Source organism: Achromobacter sp. DMS1 (assembly GCF_001270295.1).
In genome coordinates this window covers 19,943-28,913 of record NZ_LHSJ01000100.1, presented here as the reverse complement: position 1 = coordinate 28,913, position 8,971 = coordinate 19,943, and the positions used below count along the sequence as shown (strand labels likewise).

Below are 8,971 nucleotides of genomic sequence, written 5' to 3'. Positions count from 1 at the left end.
CTTCCGGCACGCTGAAGGCCCACTACGCGCCGCGCACCGAGCTCGAACTGGCTTCGCCCTCGCGCCTGCAGGAGGTGCTGCAGGGACGCGGGCTGCCGTCGCAGGGCAAGGTGGTGGTGGTGGGGTATACGCCCGAGCCCGCCGCGCGCGACCCGCGCGTGCAATGGCAGGCCGTGCCGGCCGATCCGGCGCGCTATGCCCAGGCGCTCTACGCGCTGCTGCGCGACCTGGACAGCCAGGGCTATGCGCGCATCGTCGTCCAGGCTCCGCCCGCCGACGATGCCTGGCATGCGGTCAACGACCGCATCGGCCGCGCCGCGGCCGCCTTCACGCTGGAAACCACCGGCCTGCGGTAGCGGCGGCGTTCAGGCCGCGAGCAGCTCGCCGATGCGCTCGACCGCCTGGCGCATGGGAGGCAGGAATGTCTCGGCCAGCCGCGGGGTGGGCACGCGCGCGGCCTTGACGCTGACGTTCACCGCGCCGCAGACCGCCCCGCTGGCCGAGCGCACCGGCACCGAGATCGCCCGTACGTTGAGCTCCAGCTCCTGGTCGACCACCGCGTAGCCCTGTTCGCGCACGCGGGCCAGTTCGGCGCGCAGGCGCGTCTCGTTGACTTCGGTGAATTCCGTATAGGGCTTGAGTTCCACCGCCGCGAAATAGCGGTCCAGCGCCGCTTCGGACAAGTGCGCCAGCACGGCGCGGCCGATGGAGGTGCAGTACGCGGGCAGCCGGCTGCCCAGTCCCATGGACGTGGCCAGGATGCGGTGCACCTCGGAACGCGCCAGGTACAGGATCTCGTGGCTTTCGAGCACGGCGAGCGCGCAGGTCTCGTTGACGGTGGCGCTGAGCTCGTCCAGCACGGGCTGGGCCAGGGAAACCAGGGGCGTGGAAGAGAAGTAGGCGTAGCCCAGGTTGAGGATGCGCGGCGTGAGCACATAGTGCCTGCCGTGCCGCTCGGCCACACCCAGCAGCGTGAGGGTGTGCAGGCAGCGCTGCACCACCGCGCGCGGCAGGCCGGCCCGGCGGCTCAGGTCGGCCGCGGTCTGCGGATGGCGGCGCGTGCCGAACGCGCGGATCACGTGCAGGCCGCGCGCGAGCGTGAGCATGTAGTCCGGGTCGCCGCGCAGGCGGTCGGGGTGGTCTTCTTCGGCCAGCGGCGCCGCGTAGCCGGGCGGGGGCAGGGTGGGCAGCATCAGCCTTTGCGCAAGGGCGCGCCGGTGCGCGCCTGCAGTTCCTCGAAGGTGATACCGTCGATCATATCGCGAACCTGCAGCCCGTCCGGCGTGACGTCGATGACGGCCAGGTCGGTATAGATGCGGTCGACCACGCCGGCGCCGGTCAGCGGCAGGGTGCAGCGTTCCACGATCTTGGGCTCGCCGTTCTTGCTGTTGTGCTCCATCATGATGTAGACGCGGCGCGCGCCCACCGCCAGGTCCATCGCGCCGCCCACCGCGGGCGCCTCGCCCGGGCGGTCGAGCGACCAGTTCGCCAGGTCGCCGTTGGCCGCCACCTGCATGCCGCCCATCACGCAGTAATCGAGATGGCCGCCGCGCATCATGGCGAAGGAATCGGCGTGATGGAAATAGCAGCCGCCGGGCAGCAGCGTGACGGGCTGCTTGCCCGCATTGATGAGATCGAGGTCGCGGGCCGATTCCGCGGGCGGAGGGCCCATGCCCAGGATGCCGTTCTCGCTGTGCAGCACGATTTCGCGGTCCGGCGGCAGATGCGCCGCCACCAGCACCGGCATGCCGATGCCCAGGTTCACGTAGCTGCCGTCGGGGATGTCCAGCGCCAGGCGGCGCGCGATGGCCTCGCGGCTCAGGGGAGTATGCATGCCAGTTTCCTCAGCTCGAAAACGCGGGGTTGGCGACCGTGACGACCCGCTTGACGAAGATGCCGGGCGTGACGACGCATTCGGGGTCGAGTTCGCCCAGCCCCACGGTGGCGCGCACCTGCGCGATGGCCGTGCGCGCCGCCATGCACATCACGGGCCCGAAATTGCGCGCGCTCTTGTTGTAGGTGAGGTTGCCCCAGCGGTCGGCGAGCTCCGCCTTGACCAGGGCGAAGTCGCCGTGCAGCGGCTTCTCGAACACGTAGCCGCGCCCGTCGATCACGCGGGTTTCCTTGCCGCGGGCCAGCTCGGTGCCGTAGGCGGTGGGCGTGTAGAAGCCGCCCAGCCCCGCGCCGGCGGCGCGCAGCCGTTCGGCGATGGTGCCCTGCGGCACGCATTCCAGCTCGATGCGCCCGCGCCGGTACAGGTCGTCGAAGACCCAGGAGTGCGAGGCCTTGGGAAACGAGCAGATCACTTTGCGCACCCGGCCCGCCTTGACCAGCGCCGCCAGCCCGGTTTCGTGGTTGCCCGCGTTGTTGCTGACCACGGTGAGTTCGCGCGCGCCCTGGTCGATGAGGGCGTGGATGAGCTCGGTGGGCATGCCCGCGCCGCCGAAGCCGCCGATGAGCACGGTGGCGCCGTCATGAATGTCCGCGACCGCCGCCGCGGCGGTGTCGATGAATTTGTCGATCATGAGAGGTATGTATCCGTCGGGCGGGGCGCGGCCGCGCCCCGCCGCCCGTCATTGCAGGGTGATGTGCGCTTGCTTGATGATCTCGGCGTAGCGGGCCGAGTCTTTCTTCATGAGGTCGGCGAATTCGGCCGCGGTGCCGCCGGCCGGCAGGAAGCCCGCGTCCAGGAATTTCTGCTTGACGTCGGGCTCCCGCACGATCTCGTTGATCTCCTTGGCCATGCGCTCGATGATGGGCTTGGGCGTGTTGGCCGGCGCCATCAGGCCCGCCCACGAGCCGGTGACGAAGCCCGGCATGCCGGCCTGCTCCATGGTGGGGATGCCGGGCTCGGTGGGCCAGCGTTCCTTGCCGGTAAAGGCCAGCGCCTTGAGCTTGCCCTGCTTGACGTACTGCATGGGCACCAGGATGGGGTCGAACACCATCGAGACGCGCCCGGCCAGCAGGTCGGTCAGGATGGGCGCGCTGCCCTTGTAGGCGACGTGCGTCATGACCACCTTGTTGCGCAGCGCGAAGTCGGCCCCGGTGAGGTGCGCGCTGGAGCCGTTGCCGCTGGAGGCGTAGGTGAGCCTGTCGGGGTTCTTGCGGGCGTAGTCGACCAGCTCGGCCACGCTGTTGGCGGGCACGTCCTTGGCGACGAACAGGAAGAGCGGCAGGTCGGCCATTTGCGCTACCGGCACCAGGTCGTCCGGCGTGTAGCCCAGCTTGTACAGGTGGAAATTGATGATGTAGGCGGGCAGCACGCTCAGGAACGTGTAGCCGTCCGGCTCGGCCTTGGCCGCGATGGCGGCGCCCAGGGTGCTGTTCGCGCCGGGCCGGTTTTCCACCACGATGGTCTGGCCCAGGCGCGGCCCGAGCTTTTCCATGACGATGCGCGTTACGGTGTCGGTGGAGCCGCCGGGCGTGTAGGGCACGATGACGCGGATCGGGTGGCTGGGCCACTTGTCGGCGGCGTGGGCCGGCACGGAGCCCAGTCCCGCGGCGGCGCAGGCAGCGGCGGCCAGGAACTTGAGGGCGCGGCGGCGCAAAGGGGTCGACTGCCCGCTTTGGGGCGGGTTCGAAGCGTTGGCCATGGATTTGTCTCCTCCATGAATCGGCATGTGAAGCGGCGCGCCTGGTTTTTTTGATGACGCGCCGCCAGGGGGAATTGCGGGAAGCGAGAGGGCAGGGAGACGGAGTCCCGTTCGCCGGCTATCGGACGGCCCGCGCAAAAAGTATGGCATCGGGCGACAGCGCTCATGGCGCGCCGGCCATTCAATAAAGTTCGATCACCGGACGATGCCGCAATCGGCGGTTTCCGGGGTGGGCTCGATTGTGGCCGCCAGGCGTGCGTCGTATGCTCTCGGGGTGCATGGCGCGCCGGCTCCGGCCGGAGCCGGGCGCCGACAGAGAGGAGAAGCCAATGAAACGCTTGATTTCAGTGCTGGCGGGCGCGTTCGCGCTGGCCTGTGCGTCCCAGGCGGCCCTGGCGGGCCCCACGCTGGACGCGGTGAAGAAAAAAGGATTCGTGCAGTGCGGCCTGAGCGACGGCGTGTCCGGTTTCAGCGCGGCCGACAGCAAGGGCGAGTGGCAGGGCATGGACGTGGACATCTGCCGCGCCGTGGCGGCCGCCGTGTTCGGCGACCCGTCCAAGTTCAAGGGCACGGCGCTTTCCACCCAGCAGCGCTTCACCGCGCTGCAGTCCGGCGAGGTTGACGTGCTGCTGCGCACCGTGACGCTCACGCAGACGCGCGACACCGCGCTGGGCATGTCGGCCGTGGCGGTCAGTTTCTACGACGGCCAGGGCATCATGGTGAGCAAGAAGCTGGGCGTGAAGAGCGCCAAGGAGCTCAATGGCGCCACCGTGTGCGTGCAGCCCGGCACCACCACCGAGCTCAACCTGGCCGACTGGTTCCGCGCCCATGGCATCGAATTCAAGCCGGTCGTGATCGACAAGGTGACGGAAGTGGTCCGCGCCTTCGAGTCGGGCCGCTGCGATGCGTTCACGGACGACGCCTCGCAACTGGCGGCGGTGCGCGCGACACAGGTCGCCAACCCGGACGACTACGAAATCCTGCCCGAGCGCTTTTCCAAGGAGCCGCTGGGCCCCATGGTGCGCCAGGGCGACGAGAACTGGCTGGGCATCGTGCGCTGGACGCTCTTCGCGCTGCTGGAGGCCGAGGAATACGGCATCACGCAGAAAAACGTGGACGAGATGCTCAAGAGCCAGAACCCCAACGTGCAGCGCATCCTGGGCGTGACCCCGGGCGCGGGCAAGAACATGGGGCTGGACGAGAAGTGGGCCTACAACGCCATCAAGGCGGTGGGCAACTACGGCGAGATCTTCGACCGCAACGTGGGCAAGAACAGCAAGCTGGGCCTGCAGCGCGGCACCAACGCCCTGTGGAGCCAGGGCGGGGCCATGTATCCCTGGCCCATCCGTTGAGCGGGCCGGCCGCCGTGCGGCGCGCGCGGCGNGCGCGGGTTCCGCCGCGCCGCCGGGCAGCGCCGTCCAGGACGTCGGCGGGCAGGATGAGCGTGGCGACGTTGCCGGGCTCGCGGCGCGCCACGGCGATGGCCTCGGCGGCATCGGCCGAGACTTCGGCGGCCGTCTGCGTGCGCCGCACCCAGTGCGACATGGGGCGCGCCACGCCCTCCACGTCGCTGGTGAGCGGGGCATCGTATTGCACGTGATACGTGGCGTGGTCGCCCACGATGTTGACCATGGGCGTGCGCGCGCGCGCTTGAGCGGTGCAGATTGGCCAGGCCGTTGCCCAGGCCCGGACCCAGGTGCAGCAGCGTGGCCGCGGGCTTGTCGGCCATGCGGGCATAGCCGTCCGCAGCCCCCGTGACCACGCCCTCGAACAGCCCCAGCACGCAACGCATGCGCGGCTTGCGGTCGAGCGCCGCCACGAAATGCATTTCGGACGTGCCCGGATTGGCAAAGCACACGTCCACGTCATTGGCCAGCAAGGTGTCGCAAAGGCTGTCGGCGCCGTTCATCGTCGTTCCATGGAAAAAGGCTGAAGAGCCCGCGCCGTGCGCGGGCGCGAGGCGGGAAAGGGCATCATAGGAAGGGCCGCCGCGCGCGGCTAGATCCATTCGCGCGGCGCGGCATGGAACCAATTCCCGACGGTTCCGCAGAACGGAATTCCGGGCCGGTCAGGCCAGGATCTGCCCCAGAAAAGCCTGCGCGCGCTCCGAGCGCGGCGCGCGGAAGAAATTGTCCGGCGTATCAGATTCGACGATGGTCCCCTGGTCCATGAACACCACGCGGTCCCCCACTTCGCGCGCGAAGCCCATTTCGTGCGTGACGCAGACCATGGTCATGCCTTCCCGGGCCAGCTCCACCATGGTGTCGAGCACTTCCTTGACCATCTCGGGGTCGAGCGCGGAAGTCGGCTCGTCAAATAGCATGATCTTCGGCTGCATGCACAGCGCCCGCGCAATGGCCACGCGCTGCTTCTGGCCGCCCGACAGCTGCCCCGGATACTTGGCGGCGTGCTGCGGTATGCGCACCCGCTCCAGGTACTGCATGGCGCGCGCCCGCGCCTCCTGCGGCGCCACGCCCTTGACCAGCATGGGCGCCAGCGTGCAGTTCTCCAGCACGGTGAGATGCGGAAAGAGATTGAAGTGCTGGAACACCATACCGACTTCGGCGCGGATGCGCTCGATGTTCTTCATGTCGTCGTCGAGCTCGATGCCGTCCACCACGATGGTGCCCTGCTGGTGCTCCTCCAGCCGGTTGAGCAGCCGGATGGTCGTCGATTTGCCCGAACCGGAAGGCCCGCACAGAATCAGCTTCTCGCCCGGCATCACGTCCAGCGTAATGCCGTCCAGCACCTTGAAGTCGCCGTACCACTTGCTTACGCCGCGCAGCGTGATGATGGGTCGATAGTTCATTGCGTCCATGGCGTCAGGCCTTGGTGATGTCGTGGTTTTCGCCGGCCCCGCTCCAGTAGCCCGGCACGGTGAGGCGGCGCTCGGAGCGGCGGAAGAAATAGGAGAGCGCGCTGCACAGCACGAAATAGATCGCGCCCACCAGCGTGTACACCGTCAGCGCCTGAAAGGTGGCGCCGGCCAGCATCTCGCCGGCGCGCATCAATTCATAGACGCTGATGACCGCCACGAGCGAAGTCTCCTTGACCAGCACCAGCGCATAGTTGCCCAGCGCCGGGAACACTGTGCGCAGCGCCTGCGGCAGCACGATGCGGCGCAGTCGCTGCGTCTTGCGCAGGCCCAGCGCGCGCGCCGCCTCGTACTGGCCCGCATCCACCGACTGGATGCCGCTGCGGAACAGCTCGGCCAGATAGGCGCCAAAATTGAGCGTGAGCCCCAGCACGCCGGCGACGAAGCCGTTGATCACCACGCCCAGCTCCGGCAGCCCATAGTAGATGTAGAACAACTGCAGAAGCAGGGGCGTGCCGCGTATGACTTCGATGTAGAAACGCGCGGGCCGGTTCAGCAGCGGCGAGCGCGACAGGCGGCACAGGCAGACCAGCAGCCCCACCGCCATCGCGAGGAATGCCGAACAGAAAAACAGCGCCAGGGTCCAGACGGTGCCCTCGGCCAGGGGCTCCAGGTACATGCGCAGGGTATCGAGATCCACGTCGTGCTCCTTGTCCGTGCCGCGCGGGCGTCATTGGCTGAGCAGGTCGGATACGCCCCACTTCCGGCCAATGGCGGCCAGCTCGCCGTTTTTCTTCATCTCGGCCAGCGCGGCGTTCACGGCTTCCAGCAGCGCCGGATTGCCCTTCTGCACCGCCATGCCCACCTGCCACTTGCGCTGCGGCCGGTAGCCGGTGTCCAGCTTCACGCCCGGGATGTTCTTGGACTTGATCTGGTAGAGAATGCTGGGCGGATCGACAATGCCCAGGTCGATGCGGCCGGCGCGCACGTCGGCCAGCAAGGTGGAATAGTCCTGGTACGTGGAGACCTTGGTGTCGGGCATGTCCTTGATCATGTTGAACTGCACCGAGTCCACCAGCACGCCCACCCGGCTGCCCTTCATGTCCTCGAACCGGGTGTAGCGGCGGTCGGTCTTTGCGCTGACCACCACGCCTTCGCCCCACTCGTAGACCGGCGCCGAAAAGTCGATGACGCGGGCGCGCTCCTCGGTAATGAAGAGCGGCGCCGACATCAGGTCGGCGCGGCCCGAGGTAAGCGTGGGAATGAGCCCGGAGAACGGCACGTCGGCGAGCTTGTCGGACACGCCCAGATGCCTGGCCACCCCGGCGGCCACGTCCACCATGATGCCTTCGAGCTGGTTGCTCTTCGGGTTCTTGAAGCCATGCGGCGGCGCGGAGGCGGTGGTCACCACGTTGAGCGCCTTGTCGGCGCGGATCTCGTCCAGCGTGCGCGCGCCGGCCTGCACGGCCTGCATCGCCATGCCTGCGGCAAGCAGGCCCAGCAGCATCGATTTCAGTTTCATGATTTCCCCTTGCTTGGATGCGGATGTGGAGATGGCCGGATCAGGCCGGACGGCCTTGCGGAAACCGCTGTACTGCCGCCGCCGCCAGTGCGCAGAACTCCTGCATGACGGTGGCGGCCAGGAAGGCCGTGGCGCCGCCCACGTCCTGCGGCGGCGAAACGGTATTGACGTCGAAGGCCACGAAGTTCAGGCCGGAGATCCGGCGCAGCAGCGCCAGCCCCTCCTTGGCCGAGAGGCCGCCCCATTCCGGCGTGCACACGCCCGGCGCGCACGACGGATCGAAGATGTCCATGTCGAAGCACAGGTACACCGGCCGCATGCCGATGCGTTCGCGGATGGCCGCCAGCGTGGCGCCCGGGTCGTGATCGAACTCGTCGTAGGGCACGATGGTGTAGCCCACCTCGCGGCCGAACTCGACCACGCCGGCCATGAAGCTGCCGCCGCGCGTGCCGACGTGGAAACTGCGGGCCACGTCCAGCAGCCCCTCCTCGGCGGCGCGGGTGAAAGTGGTGGCGGTGTTGTAGCCGGGAATGGGATAGGTGTCGGTGTGCGAATCGAAATGCAGCACGACGAAGTCCGGATGACGCCGGGCCACCGCGCGCAGCTGCGGCAGCGTCACCGCGCCGTCGCCGCCCATGGAAATGGGAATCGCGCCCGCGTCCAGGATGGCGCCGATGCCCGCCTCGATCAGCGGGTACGAGGCCCCGGGGTCCCCCGGATGGCAAGCCACGTTGCCGACGTCCACGGCCCGCAGGAACTCGGAGGGATTGGCAACCCCGGCCCGCTGGAACAGGTCGAAAGGCCGCACCAGGCGCGACTGCTCCCGGATGGCGTCGGGCCCTTGGCGCGCGCCGACCCGGAACGGATGCGTGCCGCAATCGAAGGGAATCCCCACCACGCTGGCGCGCGAGCGCGCCCTGGCTCGCGGGCCGCGCCGGCGGCAACCCCATGAATCCCGGAACGGGCGTGAACAAGACTTCGGCGGATGGCTGCAATGCACACTCCTGGCCGGCACGATCCGCCGACATTGTTTAGATTCAA

The 8,971-nt window shown here is 68.4% G+C and carries 9 protein-coding genes and 2 pseudogenes; 2 read left to right on the top strand and 9 right to left on the bottom strand.

What is annotated here, in order from left to right:
• Positions 1-356, top strand: a 356-nt coding sequence (locus AD428_RS13475) for a Sua5 family C-terminal domain-containing protein (RefSeq protein ID WP_304438948.1), incomplete at its 5' end; no start/stop codon positions are given.
• A gap of 9 nt (positions 357-365) precedes the next feature.
• Here the strand turns inward: AD428_RS13475 and AD428_RS13470 are convergent.
• From AD428_RS13470 to AD428_RS13455, 4 genes are read right to left on the bottom strand one after another with little or no spacing between them, the layout of a single operon-like run.
• Positions 366-1,193, bottom strand: a complete 828-nt coding sequence (locus AD428_RS13470; protein ID WP_053245522.1) for an IclR family transcriptional regulator domain-containing protein — start codon at positions 1,191-1,193, stop codon at positions 366-368.
• Positions 1,193-1,834 (bottom strand): 3-oxoacid CoA-transferase subunit B, encoded by a 642-nt coding sequence (locus AD428_RS13465; protein ID WP_053245521.1) that lies wholly within the window; start codon positions 1,832-1,834, stop codon positions 1,193-1,195. The genes AD428_RS13470 and AD428_RS13465 overlap by 1 nt, the downstream gene beginning before the upstream one ends.
• A gap of 10 nt (positions 1,835-1,844) precedes the next feature.
• Complete coding sequence (locus AD428_RS13460; protein WP_053245520.1) at positions 1,845-2,525, bottom strand: 3-oxoacid CoA-transferase subunit A; 681 nt, start codon at positions 2,523-2,525, stop codon at positions 1,845-1,847.
• Positions 2,526-2,573: 48 nt separating this feature from the next.
• Positions 2,574-3,593, bottom strand: a complete 1,020-nt coding sequence (locus AD428_RS13455) for a Bug family tripartite tricarboxylate transporter substrate binding protein (RefSeq protein WP_053245519.1) — start codon at positions 3,591-3,593, stop codon at positions 2,574-2,576.
• Between the two features lie 329 nt (positions 3,594-3,922).
• Between AD428_RS13455 and AD428_RS13450 the strand changes: the two genes are divergently transcribed.
• Positions 3,923-4,945 (top strand): amino acid ABC transporter substrate-binding protein, encoded by a 1,023-nt coding sequence (locus tag AD428_RS13450; RefSeq protein WP_053245518.1) that lies wholly within the window; start codon positions 3,923-3,925, stop codon positions 4,943-4,945.
• A gap of 32 nt (positions 4,946-4,977) precedes the next feature.
• Here AD428_RS13450 and AD428_RS25010 read toward each other — a convergent pair.
• The 5 genes and pseudogenes from AD428_RS25010 to AD428_RS13430 form a co-directional block, all read right to left on the bottom strand.
• Positions 4,978-5,502 (bottom strand): annotated as a pseudogene (locus AD428_RS25010) (thiamine pyrophosphate-binding protein); the annotation flags it as partial.
• 159 nt (positions 5,503-5,661) lie between these two features.
• Positions 5,662-6,411, bottom strand: coding sequence for an amino acid ABC transporter ATP-binding protein (locus AD428_RS13445; protein ID WP_053245517.1), 750 nt, complete (start codon positions 6,409-6,411; stop codon positions 5,662-5,664).
• A gap of 4 nt (positions 6,412-6,415) precedes the next feature.
• A complete protein-coding gene (locus tag AD428_RS13440) occupies positions 6,416-7,108 on the bottom strand; it encodes an amino acid ABC transporter permease (RefSeq protein ID WP_053245516.1) in 693 nt (230 codons plus the stop codon).
• 30 nt (positions 7,109-7,138) lie between these two features.
• Positions 7,139-7,930 carry an ABC transporter substrate-binding protein gene (locus AD428_RS13435; protein WP_053245515.1) on the bottom strand — a complete coding sequence of 264 codons (792 nt, stop codon included), beginning with the start codon at positions 7,928-7,930 and terminating at the stop codon, positions 7,139-7,141.
• A 40-nt stretch (positions 7,931-7,970) separates the two neighbouring features.
• Positions 7,971-8,880 (bottom strand): annotated as a pseudogene (locus AD428_RS13430) (arginase family protein).
• Positions 8,881-8,971 lie beyond the last annotated feature (91 nt).

Coding starts and splice junctions, on each gene's coding strand:
- AD428_RS13470 (WP_053245522.1), bottom strand. CDS start 1,193: ATGCTGCCCACCCTGCCCCCGCCCGGCTACGCGGCGCCGCTGGCCGAA.
- AD428_RS13465 (WP_053245521.1), bottom strand. CDS start 1,834: ATGCATACTCCCCTGAGCCGCGAGGCCATCGCGCGCCGCCTGGCGCTG.
- AD428_RS13460 (WP_053245520.1), bottom strand. CDS start 2,525: ATGATCGACAAATTCATCGACACCGCCGCGGCGGCGGTCGCGGACATT.
- AD428_RS13455 (WP_053245519.1), bottom strand. CDS start 3,593: ATGGCCAACGCTTCGAACCCGCCCCAAAGCGGGCAGTCGACCCCTTTG.
- AD428_RS13450 (WP_053245518.1), top strand. CDS start 3,923: ATGAAACGCTTGATTTCAGTGCTGGCGGGCGCGTTCGCGCTGGCCTGT.
- AD428_RS13445 (WP_053245517.1), bottom strand. CDS start 6,411: ATGGACGCAATGAACTATCGACCCATCATCACGCTGCGCGGCGTAAGC.
- AD428_RS13435 (WP_053245515.1), bottom strand. CDS start 7,930: ATGAAACTGAAATCGATGCTGCTGGGCCTGCTTGCCGCAGGCATGGCG.